We start from the raw sequence: 16,299 nt of genomic DNA, 5'->3' as shown, positions 1-16,299 counted from the left end.
ATATTCCTCCTACTTCCTGGCCTTGGCCGACGCGCTCTTGATGGCGGCATAGACATTGTGCAAGGCCGTGCCCTGCATGGTCAGCAACATGCGGGACGTGGCCAGTTCCGCCACGGGAACGAACAGGGTGCGCAGCTCTTTGTGCTGCTCGAACAGGGCCGAGAGCTGCGGGAACGTCTTTTCGGGATCGCCGCGAAAGATCGCGCGCGTCACCAGCGGCAGCCCGAAAGGCCGGTTGGGGCCCAGATACATGTACTGCGTAGGGGTCATGGTCTCTCCATTTTTGTCAGTTCTTCCAGGCCGCGCGACGGCCAGACGTAGTTCCAGACAGTCTCGATGGTGGCCAGGTGGTATTCGTTCCAGCGCGTGCGCGGCGTGGGGATCTCGGCCTTGACCGGCTCTTCCAGCTCAAAGCGCCCCGCGAGGATGCGCCCCTTCCAGAGGGAGCGGCGCAGGCAGTCGAGCAATTCGGCCAGCAGGATGCCCGCCTGTTCCTGCGTTTTGGAGGCGTAGACGCCCAGGGCCAGCCCCACAGTCTCGCGCAGGCGCGTGACCTGTGCTGTCTCCTCCTCCACCGAACCGCTGATCCAGCGCACGATGACGAAGGGATAGCAGGCGTCGCCCTGCTCCTGCGGCAGCCCGTGCAGGAACACCCGGACATCACCCCAGCTGCCGTCAGGGGCCGGAAAGGGGTAGCCGGCCAGTGCCTCGCGGACAGCCGCGCAGATTTCTTTCAACAGCAGACGTGTGGTCGCCATGGCCTACCCCTTCGTCAGACTGGCCAGCAGGGCCTCGACTTCACGGCGCAGATTTTTGGTAAAAACCCCGGATGCGTGGTCGATGATGCGCTGCTGGGTCTTTTCCGGCATAAGTGCCTGGATGGGAGACGGCCCCCAGAGCATCGTCACGCTGTTCTTCCAGAGGTTTTTCGGTTCGTCCCGGGCTGCTCCCCGTACGCTGCCCCAGCCTGTACCTGTCACATGGGCGAACAGGCCGTAATCCCCCTGTTTGCGCCGCATGATGAAGGGGGCATCGAAGCCGTCCAGACGTTTCGCGTAACGCCTGCCGCTCTGATGCACCTTGGTGGTCACGCCGCCGCGCGGACGCCTGCCGGGGATGGCCGGAAGCGGCTCGAAATGGTACAGATGCAGGCCCCAGGAACCGGTAAACTCCAGCACGCCTTCCTGACCGTCGTCATCGCTGTGGTAGCCGATGTCCATGTTCTCAAAGAGCTTTTTGGGAGTAGCCGTGTATGTCTTTTGGGCAACATTCCGTGCATCCTGTTTGGCGACATTCACGGACTTTTCCAGCGCCCGCCGCAGCGCGTGCGACTTGTGGACCTGCTCCATGCCGATCAGGGCGTTCATGGCCCGCTTCACGGCCTGATCCAGACCAGGGGTACTGATCGAGAAGAATTTGTTCTCCTTTTCAATCCAGTTGCTCATCACCATGGTCATGTCCTCTCTCGATAAAGCCTGATGGTGCGCATGGTCTCCCCGGAGGAGGATTCCAGCACGAACCAGCGCTGTCCCCGGAAGGTCGTCTCGCGGTGCGGGCGCAGTTCGTCCGGCACATCGGCGGCAGCGACATAGATGGTCACGCCCTCATAGCTGACGGCGGGGCGGTCGTGCCCTTCGCTGGGGGTAAGTTCCAGCGGCTCGTAGACACACGGGACGCCCTCATGCCCGGCAAGCTCCACCTGCTCGCCGAACTCGGCGGGGTTGAAAAAGACCGTGTGCAGATCTTCTTCAAGTTGCTCTTTAAAGCTCATGCCCTACCTCTCGCAGGAGCAGTCCCTTTTGATTTCCTGCATCGCCTCCAGCCGGGCCAGGCGCTCGGCATGATCCGCCGTGACGGCATCCAGATCATCCAGACGCTTGTGTGCCCGATGCACGGAGGTTTTCGATGCATACACTTCGGACAGGCGCGTGATGCTCTCGTCCAGCTGCTTGTGCTGGGCCTTATGGTCTTTCCACCACTCATGCCCCATCCACAGGGCCAGGCCGTACAGCAATGCATTGGCCGTCCCTAGTAGTACCTCGGTGGACACTCCTGTCGCTGGCAAGGTGGTCATTGGTTGTCCTCCACCCACTCGATCCAGAGCAGCAGTTCTCCAGCTTCATCCGCGGGCAGATGCAGCCACTGGCCATCCACCTGCGTCAATCCGCCGTCCTCCGCATACCACCACTCATTCGTTACTACGGCTCCCGGCGTCATCGGCACCGGGGGAAGCGCGCTTGTCGCTGCCCCCGAATTTGCGCATCCACTCACCACCAGGGTCAGCGCGCACAGCGCGGTAGCCGTTAGCCCGCTTGCCGGGCTTACGGATAGCGACAGCGCTTTCATGGGCTGTTTTGCCGCGTAACGCATTGCTGTCTTCATCCGTAGCTTCCTGCGTCGCAACGGCTGAAGCATCCGTGCGAGACCGCGCGCGCTCCCGGCGGAAAAAAGCCACCACCGCCACCACCAGCCGCAGGAGCGCCTGTGCCCAGACCGGCATGGCATCACAGCCTGCGGCTGGCCGCCGCGTCGTCCGCGTTCTGCGCCTTGCCCGCGTTGAAGCCCAGGGCGTTCACCACGGTGTAGAGGAAGCGCACCACCACGTTGGCGTCGTCAGCCGGGCGCGGCCACACGGCCGAAATGGCCGCGCAGATGGTCACCACGAACGTGATCCACTGGCCCCAGCTTTCCGGCAGCCAGCCGATGATGGTGGCCACGATGTCGGCACCGGGGACAGCGGTGTCCGCCTCCGCTGCCAGAGCGAGGCAGGGAAAGAGGCAACAGAGGCAGAGCAGCAGGGTCAGGAGATTTTTTTTCATGGCATCCCTCCTAGTCGGGACAATGGGTGCGTTTCATCCAGCCATCCACAAACTTGCGCTGGCTGGGATTACGGGCCGCGACCTCGATGTAGTGCGCCCCCTGCATGCAGTTGAGGGCATGCACAAGGGCCTTTTCATCGGTGCGCCTGGCCAGCAGGGCCGCCAGGGCATCAAGCGTGCGGGGGCCGATGACCCCGTCAACGTTGAGGTCGGCGAACAGGGAGTTTCCGGCCTTCGCACGGTTGAAAGCGTTGCAGACAAGCTGCACCTTTTTGCCGGAGCCGCCCTTGCCCAGGTTCACCGACTGCTCGAAGATCTCGTTGGCGAGGTCTTGCGGCAGGGCTGCGAGCCCGAGGCGATCCCACCACTCGCTGCGATACCAGCTCGACACCAGCTCGGAGAGGCCGGGCACCTTGGCCAGATGGCGCGTGAACGCGCTGGCCCCGGAGGCGAACGAGCTGTGGCCTTTCTCGCCGTCGATGAGCTTCCAGCCGGGCCAGTCCGGCCAGTAGCGGCGGGCGATGCCCGCGTAGGTCTCGCCGCCGCTGTCCCCCTGAACGTTGCACCAGCCGCCTTCAAAGCCGGCCAGCGGTGCGTAGGCAATGCTGAAATCGGCCATTTTACGCCGCCTTGAAGGTCAGTTCCACGAGGGCTTCGGGGAACATGCAGATGGTGAGCGGGTTGCTCTGGACTTCGAGATCGTAGCCACGGCCGCGCCCTCGCTCGTCCATGCGGGCGTAAAACGGAAGCCCACGGGTATTGACCGTCTCGACCCAGTTGGCGGGGGCATGATACATTTTCCAGATGCCGGGACCGGTGGGGTACAGATGCCCCTTGTCGTCATCCACCAGCTTGCGGCCGCCCACCACGTCCGAGGCCTCGATCCAGAGGATGCCGCCATAGGGAAAGCCGCGACGGCGGTAATCGTTATCGCCAAAGCTGCTCTGGTTGGCGGCCCAGAGGTTGTAAGCATCACGCACGAGGGCGTGGCTGGTCAGCATGTCATAGGCATTGGAGCCGATGACGGCGCTGATGCCGGTGAACGGATTGCCGCCCATGGCCGTCTCGATCTTGCGCTTGGCGGCCATGATGCCGCTCAGGATGGGGTTCTTGTCCGCTTCCACAGCGGCGGGGAAGCTCAGATTCTGCTTTTTCTGGGTCACGCCGAAGGTGTCGAAAATGTTGTGCAGTACGGTGCTGCCGTCAGCGTCCAGCACGATGCCCTTGATGGCACCCAGGCGGTGAAACTCCAGCGTCATATCCAGATTGCGCTTGAGGGCGGAGAGCTTGTCGTTGATGATACTTTCCACCGTCACAGGCTCCGTGGAGCCAAAGGCCCGCACGTCCTGCAGGTCTTCAGGGGCCAATGTGTCGGCCTGGGACAGGTGCGTGCAGCTCAGGATTTTGGTTTCACGCTTTTCGGTCTGTCCGGTCACATACTCAGGATCGGCGTTACGCGGAGAATCAGAAATCAGGATGATGCGGCCGCGCTTGCAGTCGAAGGCCATGTGCGTGGTCGGCAGACCGTATGTCTCGAACATGCCGCTGAAACGCAGGGGCATCAGGGGCAGCTTGTTGACGGCATCGGTCATCTCGACCACGGAAAACGTATCCGGCCAGTTAAACATCGTCTTCCACCTCCTCGATGGCGCGGATGGCAAAGCCCAGGTCATGCAGGGCCTGCACGGCTTCATCCTTTTTGACCACGCTGCTGTCGAAAAGCAGCTTGTTCTTGTTGATGATGGCGTAGCCGCGCAGCACGGTCACTTCCTGGGGGGCATCGGCATTGGGGGCGGTCTGGATCAGCACGGCCTTGGCATCGCCCAGGGTGCCATCAGCTTCCTTGAGGGCGGTATAATTGCCGTCCGCATCACGGGTCAGTACCGTCCCGAAGCCCAGATCACCGCACGAAGCGGCCAGCATGACCTTCTCGCGGCTGTAACGGGTGTCTATTTCATGGATGACGAGCTCGGAAAAACGGAGACCGAACTCATAACTATGGGCAGTAACTTTGCTCATGGGTCCCTCCTACTTGGAAACTTCGGCGCGACGCCGTTCAGCATCCTCCACCAATTTGCTCTTGCTCTTGGTGGAGGGCGCTTCCGGAGCGGCAGGAAGCGCCTGTGCGCTCTGCTCCTGCAGGGCGTTGAGGATGGCGGACTTGCTGTTCTGCGGTTCCGCAGGGGCCTGCTGGACGGCTGGGGCCTGCGGCATGAGCTTGCCGAGACCGGCCAGCTGCTTTGCGGACAGGCCCAGCTCTTTCGCCTGGGCCACGAACGCGCGCACGGCTTCGGCCTTTTCCTTGCCGCACACCGTTTCCATGGCGTTCAGGGCATACTCAACGCCATCGTTGCTGGCCGAATCCCGGCCTTCTTCAAGCAGTGCTTTAAGCAATTCAGGGGCCTCGGCGGCCAGACGGTCGCGCGTCATGGCCTGCGCGGGGGCATCAGGACTGTTATCGGGCATCGTTACCTCCAAAAGCCGGTTGATGGCCTGATCCTCGTCCCGGACAATGGCGGTCACGAGGCCAAGCTGCTGCGCGGACTGGGCGAACAGGATCTGTGCCTCTGTCCACGCGGGGTCCTGGCTGATGCCCATGTGTTGGGCCACATCAGCCTTAAAAACGGAATGCAGGGCGTCCACGCGCTCCTGGAAATAGGCCGTCTGTTCCGGGGTCAGCTTCTCCACGGGGTTGCCCGCCGTTTTCCACTTGCCGCTGGCGATGTAGGTGATGGAGACCCCCATCTTGTCGAGAAAGCCGCTGATGTTCCGCACCTCGGAGATGACGCCCACACTGCCCACCTGGGCCATGGCCGGGGCGTAGACACGGCCTGTGGCCGAGGCCAGCCAGTAGGCGGCGGAAGCGGTCAGCCCGTCGGCATAGGCCGCCACAGGCTTGTCGTCGATGCTGGCGATGTAGTCCGCCAGCTCCTTGACCCCGGCGGCCACGCCGCCCGGAGAGTTGAAGGAGAGCAGGATGCCCCGGACGCGCTCATCCTGACGGGCCTCATCCAGGGCCTGCCGGATGCCGTCCTGCCCCACATCAGCCCACAAGCTCTCCTTGCGGGAGATCACGCCGGTGATGCTGATGACGGCCACACCATGCCGCAGGCGGTAACGCCGGGGCTCCTGCCCGGCAGGAACGGACATCCTCCCGGAGGTCATGCGGGTCTGGATGTCGCACAGCACCTGCTCGGCGAATTGGGGGGCCAGAGCCCACAGGCCATCAGGCGTCGTCATCAGTCGTCTCCTTGGTGTTCATGTCATTGCCGTCGGTGCGGCGTCCGGGCGTGGAGGCCGCTGCCTGCGAGGTCGTCCCCGACACAGGAAGGGCCTGCCGCACTTTTTGCAGCAGGGGGGCTTCCAGAAGGAGCTTTTCCATCCCCTCCTCGAAGTCACCGCCATGCTGCGCCCACGCCTCGCTGTACGTCATGAGGCGGTTCTCCAGGGCCAGGATCGTGGCCGAGATCTCCTTCACCGGGTCGATGAAGCCACGGGCCGGGCCGATCCAGTCCGCATTGCACCAGAGGTCGCGGGCCTCATAAAAATCAGGCGCTCCGGCTGGCAGCGTAAGCTCGCCGCGCAACCACGCCTCTTCCATGACCATCTCGTAGATGGGCTGGCAGTACGCCCGCGCCAGCCAGCGGCGGTAGTAGCTGTAGACCTTCCACGCCTCGTTGAGCGCGGCCCGCATGGAGCTGTAGTTGGTCTCGGAAAAATCCTTGGTCAGGCTCTCGTAGGGGATGCCCTGGGCCGCCGCCATCGCCCGCTGCACGATCCGCACGAAGGCGGCGAAGTTGGAGGACGGGCGCTTGGATTCCAGCACATAGGGCTTTTCGTTTTCCTTGCCGTACCAGACCTGGCCTTCCTCGATGCTTTGGAAGTAGGTCGGCCCTGCTCCCTCTTTCTCGGCCAGGTCTTGCTGCTCCTGCACATAGCCGGGAAGCTCGCCGCCTTCGGTGGCGATGAAGATCGGGAACTGCGCCGCCATCACCTGGGCGAACAGCTCGAAGTTTATGGTATCGGACAGGTTGCGGAACAGGGCGATACTCTTGGCGAAGGTGGAGCAGCCGCGCTCCTGTTCGTCCGCCTCCATGCGGTACAGGTGGAAGACCTGCTGGCGGTGGCCCAGCCGGGCACGCACATAGCGAAAATCATCGGCAAGCAGCCCCCCACCACGCAGCCAGCTGTCCAGCACGGAGGGCGGCGGGCAGGCGATGTAGTAGCCCTCCGGCCTGCCGTATGCCGTATAGCGGATGCCGTCGCGCACGTCGGGATCTGTCGTCATGTCCGTCGGGGTCTGGAGCCGCTCCGGCGTGACAGCCTGGATGGCCAGCGAAAAGCGGCGCTGCTGGCCGACACGCTCCTTTTCCGGGAGCATGACGGCCAGATGCAGCAACTCGCCCTTGCAGAGGATGGAGCGCAGGCCCAATGCCTGCAGATCGAAAAAATGGTTCTGGCCGCGCACGTCGGCCTCACGCATCCAGCGGTCGAAGGCCCATTCCATGTCCTCGCCCACAGCCCTGGCCTGCTCCGGCGCGATACCCAGACGGGCAGCCGGGATGCTGGCCTTGGGCAGCAGGCCCGTGCCCACCGCGTTGCTGGTGATGGTGTCCACCGTGGCATTGGCCGACCAGTCGTTAGCCATGAGGTCAGCCGCCCGGCGCTGGATGACCTCGCGCTCGCGGGAAGTCCCGTCACGGCTCTGGATCTGCGGCCCGCGCCAGTGGGACAGGGAGCCGCGGAAGGCCCCCGCGTCACGAGAGGCTTCCGGCATACGCCGGGACGTGGAAAGCGGTCTGCCCTGGGCATCGTACAGCATGGCTACCTCACGATCCGGGCGGCGACACGCACAGGCCCACGACCACGCGAGAGCGCGGCCAGCTCCGAGCTGATCCAGTCGATCTGGTCGCGTATCTCCGCTAGATCGTAACGGGTCAGGGTGCGGCTGCCGATGGTGTACGACTTGCCTGTGGAGGCCGCCTTGTAGGCGGCCTTCCAGTCGGCAAGCAGGGAGAGGAGTTCTTCACGGGTCCAAGCAGACATGGGATTGCTATTATCATCCCCGCATTAGCATGTCCGCGTGTTTGGGAATCGGGAGAATGAAAATTTGCAGCAGCCCCAAAAACAGAAAGCCCCCACAGGAAGGGCCATTCCTGCAGGGGCGCAATTCGAGTAACCAGACCCGGAGGGCCATTGGCTGCGGCAAGCGTTACCAGCACTGACCGCCGATTTGTTATATCCTTTTTCGCCTTGCCCGGGCAAGGCCTGACAGATTAACCTCGTGACGACACGTCTGCCGTCTTATTCAAGGAGCTGTAACTATGTTTTGTCCTGTATGCGGTGCAGCGGAACTTGTCCACGGTATCCATGCCATACCCTACACCTACAAGGGACGCACAACTTCTTTCCAGCTTGAAGGCGACAAGTGCCCGGCGTGCGGTGAGATCGTTCTGGCCAAGCCGGAATGTGACAGGCTGGACGCGCTGATGGAGGCCGTTGAGCGTTCCATCAATAAGGAATCACAACCATAACAAAATGCCCCCGAAGGAGGGCATTCCTTCGAGGGCGTCTAGCGAGTAACTCAAAACTCGGGGGGCATTGCCTACCGGCGGCAGGTGTTAGCAGCACCTGCCGCCTTTTTTCTTTCTTGGCTGTTTGCCCCTACCTTGGCAAGAAGGCTACGCCAGAGCCGCGTGCACCATATAGGCGGAGCGGGTCATACCGGCCTGGTGGGCCCGCTTGTCGATCCGGGGAAGCAGGTATTCAGGTACGGAAAGGCTGATACGCACCACACGGTTGTTCAAAAAGCCCGTATCAATATCCGCCATCATGACCCAGCCATCCTTTGCACCATCCGAGGCCAGAACTTCCGCCAGCGGGCTGGGTTCAGGCAGCTCCTTCAGTCCCTTCGCCTCACACACCATCTCCACAGCTTCCTGTACATTGGTCAGGCATTCCTCGATGGAGTGCCCGCCGGAAAACACACCGGGAATATCCGGTAGAAAAATACCAAAATCAACATTGTTGTCCGTATGGATAACGACCGGGAATCTCATTTTTTCCTTCCTGCCCTGATTGTTATTGGATATAGCGCCAAACGTCTTCTTTACAGGGGAGGGGCACCTCCCCTGTGTTTAGAGGTCTATTTGGGTCTGTTTCCTGATTTCCTTAAGGGTCCCCGTCGGGATATCCGACGTACTGCGCGAGACCGATGTCATGCGTCCGTCCGGGTGGACGTACAGGTCATGCCCGGCATTTTTTCGCCCTTTTACCAGCTTGAACCCTGCCTTGGTCAACTTTCGTATCAGTTCGCCCCGTTTCATGACTTTTTTATATAAAGTATATACCAATTTGTCAAGTCTTTATTATGTAAAATATATAAAAATCCCGTCCACGGCAGCGGCCACTGCCGTGGACGGGCAAAACGGTCAGGGCGGCCCTATCCCATCCAGCGTCTGTACGTCTGTCGATCCCTGACCGTGCGCGGGCCGAAGCCCGAACTATGGTCAGGCGGCGGGCTTGAGGCGCACGCCGTCATAGAACGAACCGTTGGAGCGGCAACGCTGGGCGAATTCCTGCATCAGGATACCGAACGCCTTCATGCTGGGCACATCCCCCTGTCCGGTCTCCTTGCACCAGCGGCAGAAGGCCCCGTACAGCGTTCCGGCCGCCACGCGATAATCCTGGGCCTGTTCGCAGCACTGCCAGAAAAAGGCGCGTACCTTGTCACGGGCCGGTGTGGGCGCGGGCGGCATGGCCGCCACCATCCCGCACAAGTAGGCGAACCAGCGCAGCGCGGCGGGCGTACCGCCGTCATCCAGACGCGCCGTGTTCAAAGCATCCCGCCACAACTTCTGCCGCATGGCCGGACGCAGGCGCAGCGCCTCGGGCGGGAAGGACGCCGGCGGCTCCAGCACAGGCTGCCGCCCGGAGACCTCATAACGGCCGGTCTTGCGCAGAGCGGGCAGGACTTCCCCGGCCAGCCACTTCTGGAAAGGAAGGGCCGCAGGCTTGTCGCTGCGGGCCACGAAAAAGTAAAGGCCCTGCTCCGACAAGGTGAGCATCCGCTGTGCTGCGGAGGGGGTCAGAACCGTTCTGACCCCCCTCCATTCTTCCGGGACATGGGCGATGCATACCGCACCATTCCACCGGTAGCCCAAAGCCTTCGCCACATCCTTGGCCACGAACCAGGGTTCACCGTTCCCGTCCGTAATGACCCGGACGACGTTCTCACCAAACATAAAGGGCATGATCTCGTTCATCGTGGCCTCCTTACTGGGCGTGGACAGAGCCCTGTGCGGCCTTGTAGGCGCGGCAAGCCATATTGAAGCAGGTCCCCAGCCGCTGCTGTATGTCGGCAATGAGGACGAGAAGCAAAAGGCCCTGTGCCCTGTGCTCACCGGAACCGGCCAACGTGTCCGCGTATTCCATGAGCGGCGTCAGGATGTCGATGATGAGATCTTCGGAAAAGTCTTTGGGGAAGGCGGGAAACATAAGGCACCTCGTGGTTATTAAGGGGACGGAAAACAAAAAAGGCAAGGCGACGCTCCCCGGCTAACCACAGCCGCCGGGGCCTCACGGACACCCGGACGTCGCCTTGCCAATATGTACCCGCACCCTTCAGAGGTGCTCTGGTGGCAAGAACAAAAAAGACCGCACTTCTTGCCGCGTGGGGCACGGCAAAGGCGACGGTGACGCCTGTGGTTATTTAGGGGATTTCAGGGTGCCCGAAGCGGGCCGGGATGTCAAGGGAGGGGTATCAGGATACGCGACTCCGGCAGTGCCAGCGCACCGCCGGAGTCTTTGCATCTAATTCCGGTCTACTGCAACTGTGCCGCCGCATCCAGTTCATCCTTGATGCACTGCTCAAGAATCATGTAGGAACCGGCACCCAGCGTTTGGGAAATCTGGTCACACGTCCTCATAGTATCCGCAGGGACCGAGGCTTTTTGCAATCTCTTTTGCGAGGCGGCTTCATCCTTGCGGCACTGAAGTTCAATCATTTTGCTGCCGCCACCTGCAGCCGCGATTTCCCTGCATGTTTCCTTGATATCGTATGCGGGAATATCTGCCGCCAGTGCAGGCCCTGCCATGCATATGACCAATGCCAACGCTCCAAACACACTTTTCATGGTATCCTCCTTGCCCTAATATCTACAAGGATATACATGAAAAGCCTTATAGCACAAGCGCCTTGCCAAGAACCTCTTTGTTCAGACATCCATCCGCTGTTGTTCCGCCAAGTTGTGTGTGCCGCGCGGGGCAAATCGCCCTTGCGCCGCTACCTTTTCACACTCGCTGCGCGAATACCAGCGGCGCGTCGTACACAGGCCATGCGCCTGGATATGCCCCGCCGCTACCATGCGAAAGAACGTGCTGCGGCTGCATCCCAAAACCTCGCAGGCCTCACGCCAGTTCAGCCTTTCCTTCATCGCTACCTCCCGAACCTGCCGGCCAGTCGTGAGCCGCGCAGCTTCTCCACCTGCCGCACCGGTACGGAGCGGGTCTCTCTTTTTTCCTCCGGGCGCTTGAGCTGGCGCACGTTGAGGATATGCGCCAGCGCCTGGATCATGGTCTCGCAGTCCCAGAAGTGGTTGGGCCTGTGGTGCGGATTGAGCCAGGCCATTTTTTCATCGTCCCAGACCTCAGCGCACATCTCGCGGGCGTACTGCTCCAGGATGCCCCCCTCCCCGCTGTGCAGGTGGAAAGCTCCTGGGTCGTCCGGAGCGATGCCCAGCTTGTGGCTCAGGTCGGACTTGTAGAACGTCGTGTCGCAGCGCCAGAGCATGAGGCCGCCGGGGATCTTGACCTTGTTGCCGCGCACGTCCGGAAAATATTCCTGCGGCGCGGGCGTGTAGGGCTGGGTCATGCTGCGCACGCCCTGCCACGGGAACACGCGCCCCCGGTGCCTGATGGCCCAGGCATAGACCTCCTTGGTGCGGCCGCCCATGGCGTCGATCATGCAGGCCCGGACGCTGTACTCCCGGCCCTGCGGGTCACGGTAGACGGAGCCCCACAGCAGGTCGTTGAGCGCCGAGAAGGTGGGGGCCGTGCCCGCCTGCACCAGCCACGATTCCTCATCCTCGCCGTAGCCGATGGCACGGATCACATAGCGGAAATACCCCTTCTCCGCGCTGCCGCCCTGGGTATCCACCCCGGCCAGCAGGACGCAGACACGATCCCTGCCGTCCACCGGGCCGGGCACCGCGCCGCGAGGCCTGTCGTCGCACAGGGCAAGGATGGCGTCCTCGGAGCGATCCACATGTTCCTCTTTCCACGGCTCGGCCTTGTACTGGTTCTGGAGGTTCTTGAGGTCGTCCAGTTTGCCGCTCTCCTTGTACTTGAGGGCCGCAGCGGCCACTTCGGACAAGCTCACGAAATAGGACAGCCACGCCGGGATATGAAAGCCCAGCTTGGTGGGCCGGTGGGCGGCCAGATGGGCCGACAGCCCAAGGCCGCTGGTCCGCTCGCGCCATTCCCCCCGGCGCACGGCCCGGTCACGGTCGCCGTCATCCCAGACAGTCCCGCAATGCTCGCAGGGGTAGGTGGCCAGCCGCCGGGCCAGCACGTCCTCGGCGGTCGGCTCCCGATCCGTGTCCTTGTCCGGCCAGCTGATGCGGTCGAAGGCCATGAGCTGATAGAGGCCGCAGTGCGGGCAGCGCACCCAGAAGTCGAAACGCGCCCCGGCCTCGCGGGTAAAAGCCACCCAGATGGGGCCGTCCTCCGTGGTGGGGGTGGAGATCTTGAGGATATGGCAGCGCCCGCGCCGCCGCCATGTGGTGGTGCGTTTCTCGGCCAGCGATTCCGACGAGGCCTCGTTCTTGGGGTTTTTGTACTTGTCCAGTTCGTCCAGGATCAGGGTGCGGATGGGTTTGTTGCCCAGACGCGACACCGAGCCAGACCAGCCCAGATAGATGGGCATGTGCGCCAGATTGATCCGCAGGCTTGAGGCATCGTCCCCGTAGCCGGTCATGTACTCGCGCAGACGCGGCGAGGTCTCGATCATGGGGATGATGCGGTCTTTGGCATTCTCGCGGGCCGTGATCTCGTCGGGAAACACATACATCACCGGCCCGGGGCTGCGGTCGATGCACCAGCCCACCAGATTGTGGCCGGATTCCGAGCCGCCCGTCTGCGGGCTCTTGCAGATGATGACCGTCTCCACCCCCGGCGTCCCGGCGGCGTCCATGATGCCCACAAGATACGGAGTAAAAATGTTCTTCCATTTGCCGGGGATGCTGGACATCTCCACCACACGATGGCGCTCCGCCCACTGGCTGACAGGAATGGGACGGCGACGGCGCAGGACCTTCTTTTCGCCCTTGGAGAAACGGATGCTGATGCTGCCGCCATGCTGCCGCAGATAGTCGGCGGCAGCATGGGCCACGGCGGGAGGGAGCCAGTGCGGCAGGGCCGTCGTCAGACGTACCCGCCGCACCGGCTCCGGCTGCGGCAGAGGCATCAGCTCAAGCTGGCCTTTCATTACACCCCCGTCACTGGGCCAGAGCGATGATGCCCGGCTTGCCACCGGCCAGAGAAAGCAGCTCGCCGGCAGTGCGTCCATCGGACAGCCGTTCGCCCAGGGCGATGCCCTTCACCGGCAGGCCCACGAGGCCCGTCTCAACACGCAGGATCTCGCGGGCCTCGGCCTTGGTCTGGGCGGAGATCCAGAACCGCTCCCCGGAGAGATACAGACGCATCTCCGGGACAGGCCTCGACGGCCAGATGGCGGCATGAATCCTGTCATAGAGGGGCTGCACCTCATCCACATGAGGATAATCCTCAGTCCCGTCAGGGTCACAGTAGTCGTAAATGCCGTCCAACTGGCGCTCGATACCGGCCCAAAGACGCGGCGCCCGCATCTCCGGGGGGCATTTCGCCCAGAAGGGGCCAAGCCGGAACCGCAGATCGCTGACGAGCGAGCTGAACACCGCCGCTACATGCGTGATGTCCACAGGAACATCTGGAGCCCACAGACTGTAGAGCAGACGCATGGTCGGCTTGGTGGCCGCGTCAAAGGAAGAGTTGCTGTAGGCAAAGAAGCGCCGCAGATCCCTGTAGAGCGGCTCCATGCAGGCATCCAGCGACATGGCGCGGGCCGCAGGCGACGTTGGGGATTTTCCTTCAGCGGGGTCAGGAGAAACCAGACACAGATGCTCGTTTTCAGCTGGGCATCCATGAACTCTTTGCGCAGCCCTCCAGGGGCGTTATGATACCGGCACCAGAACGTCTTCTGGCAGGCACGGGCCATCGAGCCATGCCTGTAGAACGTCTTGCAGTACGGGCAGCGGGCCCCTCCCCGGGGCGTACCCTCCTTCCTACTCCTGTTCATCTGTCACCTCCTCGGCAGCCTGCTCCAGATCTTCAAGCACCACTTCAAACTCCATCTCCCGGCTGTACTCATTGAGCGCGTCATCACAGATGCGCTCCAGGGCCTCCACCAGCGTGACGGCCTTTTTGGGATTGCCGTCCACCAGCGCCACCAGATCGAGGTTCCGGGCTTCAAAGGCCGTCTTGAGCCCGGAAGAGAGCGTCACCGCCCGGGCGGCCAGCTCCGCATAGACCTGATCCCGGCGGATGTAGCGGCCTTTTTTGACCTGCAGGTCGAACTCTTCCCGCTCGGCCGCGGCCTCTGCCTTGCGGATGTCCGCTTCCTCCTTGCGGCGCTGCCTGTCAGCAGCCTTGCGGACAAGGGCATCCGGCGTCCCGGCCATAGGCAGGCTGGCCATGTAGCGCTGCACGTCGCGCAGGCGGAACGTGCCGTCGGGCTGCCTGCGCAAAAGGCCCCGGTTGATGTCGCTGTACAGCTTGGTCTTGCTGAGTTTGCGGCCGTTATCGGCCACATGATCCAGCACTGCCTGCCAGTTCTTGAGGTTTTTGGTTGCCTCCATCGCACTCTCCAGCATTTTGGAGGCGCGATCCAGTGCGGCGAGGTTCGCCTGTGAAGGTTCATCAAGCGCGGCCCGCTTGGCGCTCTCCTTGGCGGTCAGCAGGACCTGGATGTCTGTACTGGCGCTTCGGGCGAGCAATTCCTCCACATCGTTCGGCATACTGTCTCCACATGCCCGCGTCCGTACCGGATCGCGGGGCTTCATTCCCGTCCGTGATGAGCCACGGCTGCCTCCGTTTGATTTTTGCAAACGGAGGGGATAGGCTTCAGGTGTTCTTGGTCGGGGCCCTATCCCCTCCAAGCCAGGGGATGACAGGCGGCCACCTGTCATCCCCACTTTTTTTAGAGCAGGCTCCCCTGCTCCAGCGAGGTCTCCCTCCATTCGGGCACATCCAGGCCCAGCATCTCCTTGAGGTAGGCGGCCAGGATTCGCCGGTGGCACTGCGAGGCGTCGGCCTCGTAGCAGCACAGGATGGGCTCCGGGGTCAGCGCAAGGACGCTGCCCAGATAGCGTTCAAGGCTTTCCGGCGTGGGGAAGCGGCTCTCAAGGTTCTTGCGGTACGCCGCCCGCCAGTTGACCGCCCTGGGGTCTTCCGGCGCGAACAGGCGGGCACGCGGGCCACTCCAGTATCGTGGTGGCCACTTGGCGATGCACACCTTGCGCTCACGCGGGGCCCTGCTCGAAAAATAAGAGGTACAGATCATCGTTCTCTCCTAGAACGGGACTTCGTCCACCTCGATCATCGGGGGGACAGGTTCTTCCTGCGAGGCAGCCACAGCTGCCCCACCCTCCAGCGCTTCGGCCAGAAATTGTTCGTAGCAGCGTTCCTCCACCGGGCCTCTGGGCTTGTAGTCCAGCAGGTAATCCAGCAGGTCGCTGATGCTCTCGAAGCCGAACTTTTCGGCCACCAGATCCACCGTATCGACCAGAGGGCTGCGGGAGAGCAGGTTGGGCATCTTGAGGTTGATCTCCTGCACGATCTCCTTGCCCCCCTGCCGGATCAGCTCCGGCGTGATGCGGATGCGGTTCCACCAGATGTCGTCATACTTCTGGTATTCCAGCAGCATCATCTCGTGCGCCATTTCCCGGCAGGCTTTCTTGATGGCGCGAATGCCCTTTTGGGCAGTCTTCATGGCAGGCTCCTTGACTTTTGCCAGCGGGCCTGCCAACCTGTCCTTTGTGCATGATGGTGGCTGAGAAGGCTCCGCTACTATCGGGGGCGGCAAGTGGCATTGCCGCCCTTTTTTATTTTGCGATACCGGGCAGCAAGAGCTGCCCTGCCTTTCCCAGCCCTTCCGGCACGGGCATGCCGGGGAGCAGGAAGCGGTTGCCTATCCCCTTGTGCCAGACAGTACGGGGACGGCTGTCCCGCCAGACGAGGCGCAGGGCTATGGCAAAATACAGCACGGCACTCCCTCCGAAGCGGCTGGCCCCCAGTCTGGCTAGGGCCCACGCTTCGCGCATGAGGCGGGCAAGGAACGCACGACGGGATGTCTTCATGGCGGTCTCCAGTGTATTTTGATAAGTATTTCGCATACTTAAACAATACCATATTGACACCCCGGCGCAAGTAAAAAGCCTGCAAA

The 16,299-nt window shown here is 62.3% G+C and carries 26 protein-coding genes; 1 reads left to right on the top strand and 25 read right to left on the bottom strand.

The genetic code is table 11. The features are described from left to right. Nucleotides 1-9: 9 nt before the first annotated feature. The 13 genes from ACQRBR_RS04750 to ACQRBR_RS04690 all read right to left on the bottom strand — a co-directional run bounded on the left by ACQRBR_RS04750 (nt 10) and on the right by ACQRBR_RS04690 (nt 7,865). Nucleotides 10-270, bottom strand: coding sequence for a hypothetical protein (locus tag ACQRBR_RS04750; RefSeq protein WP_427812436.1), 261 nt, complete (start codon nt 268-270; stop codon nt 10-12). After that, entirely contained in the window at nt 267-758 is a 492-nt protein-coding gene (locus tag ACQRBR_RS04745; protein WP_427812435.1) for a hypothetical protein, read from the bottom strand. The genes ACQRBR_RS04750 and ACQRBR_RS04745 overlap by 4 nt, the downstream gene beginning before the upstream one ends. 3 nt (nt 759-761) lie before the next feature. Beyond that, entirely contained in the window at nt 762-1,457 is a 696-nt protein-coding gene (locus tag ACQRBR_RS04740; protein WP_304040072.1) for a hypothetical protein, read from the bottom strand. Continuing rightward, nucleotides 1,454-1,771, bottom strand: coding sequence for a nitrate reductase (locus tag ACQRBR_RS04735; RefSeq protein ID WP_279136522.1), 318 nt, complete (start codon nt 1,769-1,771; stop codon nt 1,454-1,456). The genes ACQRBR_RS04740 and ACQRBR_RS04735 overlap by 4 nt, the downstream gene beginning before the upstream one ends. A 3-nt stretch (nt 1,772-1,774) precedes the next feature. Further along, nucleotides 1,775-2,074 carry a hypothetical protein gene (locus tag ACQRBR_RS04730; protein WP_239465056.1) on the bottom strand — a complete coding sequence of 100 codons (300 nt, stop codon included), beginning with the start codon at nt 2,072-2,074 and terminating at the stop codon, nt 1,775-1,777. Then, nucleotides 2,071-2,382, bottom strand: coding sequence for a hypothetical protein (locus tag ACQRBR_RS04725; RefSeq protein WP_418735289.1), 312 nt, complete (start codon nt 2,380-2,382; stop codon nt 2,071-2,073). The genes ACQRBR_RS04730 and ACQRBR_RS04725 overlap by 4 nt, the downstream gene beginning before the upstream one ends. 122 nt (nt 2,383-2,504) lie before the next feature. Further along, entirely contained in the window at nt 2,505-2,819 is a 315-nt protein-coding gene (locus tag ACQRBR_RS04720; protein ID WP_427812434.1) for a hypothetical protein, read from the bottom strand. Between the two features lie 10 nt (nt 2,820-2,829). Then, nucleotides 2,830-3,438, bottom strand: a complete 609-nt coding sequence (locus tag ACQRBR_RS04715; protein ID WP_427812433.1) for a glycoside hydrolase family 108 protein — start codon at nt 3,436-3,438, stop codon at nt 2,830-2,832. A 1-nt stretch (nt 3,439) separates the two neighbouring features. Continuing rightward, nucleotides 3,440-4,447, bottom strand: a complete 1,008-nt coding sequence (locus ACQRBR_RS04710; protein ID WP_427812432.1) for a major capsid protein — start codon at nt 4,445-4,447, stop codon at nt 3,440-3,442. Further along, complete coding sequence (locus ACQRBR_RS04705) at nt 4,440-4,838, bottom strand: head decoration protein (protein ID WP_006004864.1); 399 nt, start codon at nt 4,836-4,838, stop codon at nt 4,440-4,442. Before ACQRBR_RS04705 ends, ACQRBR_RS04710 begins: the two co-directional genes overlap by 8 nt. Nucleotides 4,839-4,847: 9 nt before the next feature. Further along, the gene (locus ACQRBR_RS04700; RefSeq protein WP_427812431.1) at nt 4,848-6,059 is read right to left on the bottom strand and encodes a S49 family peptidase; all 1,212 of its coding nucleotides are present in this window, start codon (nt 6,057-6,059) and stop codon (nt 4,848-4,850) included. Beyond that, entirely contained in the window at nt 6,046-7,641 is a 1,596-nt protein-coding gene (locus ACQRBR_RS04695; RefSeq protein WP_427812430.1) for a phage portal protein, read from the bottom strand. The genes ACQRBR_RS04700 and ACQRBR_RS04695 overlap by 14 nt, the downstream gene beginning before the upstream one ends. Nucleotides 7,642-7,643: 2 nt before the next feature. Then, complete coding sequence (locus ACQRBR_RS04690; RefSeq protein ID WP_204626082.1) at nt 7,644-7,865, bottom strand: DUF6148 family protein; 222 nt, start codon at nt 7,863-7,865, stop codon at nt 7,644-7,646. 278 nt (nt 7,866-8,143) lie between these two features. On the opposite strand from ACQRBR_RS04690, the gene ACQRBR_RS04685 reads away from it, so the two are divergent. Next, nucleotides 8,144-8,353 (top strand): type II toxin-antitoxin system MqsA family antitoxin, encoded by a 210-nt coding sequence (locus tag ACQRBR_RS04685; protein WP_427812429.1) that lies wholly within the window; start codon nt 8,144-8,146, stop codon nt 8,351-8,353. Nucleotides 8,354-8,500: 147 nt separating this feature from the next. On the opposite strand, the gene ACQRBR_RS04680 is transcribed toward ACQRBR_RS04685, so the two are convergent. From ACQRBR_RS04680 to ACQRBR_RS04625, 12 genes are all read right to left on the bottom strand, one after another. Then, nucleotides 8,501-8,878 carry a type II toxin-antitoxin system HicB family antitoxin gene (locus ACQRBR_RS04680; RefSeq protein ID WP_427812428.1) on the bottom strand — a complete coding sequence of 126 codons (378 nt, stop codon included), beginning with the start codon at nt 8,876-8,878 and terminating at the stop codon, nt 8,501-8,503. Nucleotides 8,879-8,956: 78 nt separating this feature from the next. Beyond that, nucleotides 8,957-9,145 (bottom strand): type II toxin-antitoxin system HicA family toxin, encoded by a 189-nt coding sequence (locus tag ACQRBR_RS04675; protein ID WP_418503748.1) that lies wholly within the window; start codon nt 9,143-9,145, stop codon nt 8,957-8,959. 183 nt (nt 9,146-9,328) lie between these two features. Then, nucleotides 9,329-10,084: a BRO family protein gene (locus ACQRBR_RS04670; protein WP_427812427.1), complete on the bottom strand. Its 756-nt coding sequence runs from the start codon at nt 10,082-10,084 to the stop codon at nt 9,329-9,331. A 10-nt stretch (nt 10,085-10,094) separates the two neighbouring features. Next, on the bottom strand, nt 10,095-10,316 hold the full coding sequence (locus ACQRBR_RS04665; RefSeq protein ID WP_427812426.1) for a hypothetical protein: 222 nt from the start codon (nt 10,314-10,316) through the stop codon (nt 10,095-10,097). Between the two features lie 326 nt (nt 10,317-10,642). Next, nucleotides 10,643-10,954: a hypothetical protein gene (locus ACQRBR_RS04660; RefSeq protein ID WP_427812425.1), complete on the bottom strand. Its 312-nt coding sequence runs from the start codon at nt 10,952-10,954 to the stop codon at nt 10,643-10,645. Nucleotides 10,955-11,035: 81 nt separating this feature from the next. After that, on the bottom strand, nt 11,036-11,254 hold the full coding sequence (locus ACQRBR_RS04655; protein WP_427812424.1) for an excisionase family DNA-binding protein: 219 nt from the start codon (nt 11,252-11,254) through the stop codon (nt 11,036-11,038). Between the two features lie 2 nt (nt 11,255-11,256). Further along, nucleotides 11,257-13,305: a terminase gpA endonuclease subunit gene (locus ACQRBR_RS04650; RefSeq protein WP_427812423.1), complete on the bottom strand. Its 2,049-nt coding sequence runs from the start codon at nt 13,303-13,305 to the stop codon at nt 11,257-11,259. Between the two features lie 10 nt (nt 13,306-13,315). Next, nucleotides 13,316-13,894 (bottom strand): hypothetical protein, encoded by a 579-nt coding sequence (locus tag ACQRBR_RS04645; protein WP_427812422.1) that lies wholly within the window; start codon nt 13,892-13,894, stop codon nt 13,316-13,318. Nucleotides 13,895-14,140: 246 nt separating this feature from the next. After that, nucleotides 14,141-14,872 carry a hypothetical protein gene (locus ACQRBR_RS04640; protein ID WP_427812421.1) on the bottom strand — a complete coding sequence of 244 codons (732 nt, stop codon included), beginning with the start codon at nt 14,870-14,872 and terminating at the stop codon, nt 14,141-14,143. 182 nt (nt 14,873-15,054) lie between these two features. Continuing rightward, nucleotides 15,055-15,417 carry a DUF488 family protein gene (locus ACQRBR_RS04635; RefSeq protein WP_304008870.1) on the bottom strand — a complete coding sequence of 121 codons (363 nt, stop codon included), beginning with the start codon at nt 15,415-15,417 and terminating at the stop codon, nt 15,055-15,057. Nucleotides 15,418-15,426: 9 nt separating this feature from the next. After that, on the bottom strand, nt 15,427-15,846 hold the full coding sequence (locus ACQRBR_RS04630) for an iron receptor (protein ID WP_427812420.1): 420 nt from the start codon (nt 15,844-15,846) through the stop codon (nt 15,427-15,429). Nucleotides 15,847-15,958: 112 nt separating this feature from the next. Then, nucleotides 15,959-16,213, bottom strand: coding sequence for an alanyl-tRNA synthetase (locus ACQRBR_RS04625; protein WP_427812419.1), 255 nt, complete (start codon nt 16,211-16,213; stop codon nt 15,959-15,961). Between the last annotated feature and the right edge of the window lie 86 nt (nt 16,214-16,299).

The organism is Desulfovibrio sp. SGI.133 (assembly GCF_050313955.1).
Lineage (GTDB): Bacteria > Desulfobacterota > Desulfovibrionia > Desulfovibrionales > Desulfovibrionaceae > Desulfovibrio.
This window is presented reverse-complemented; position numbering and strand designations above follow the sequence as displayed.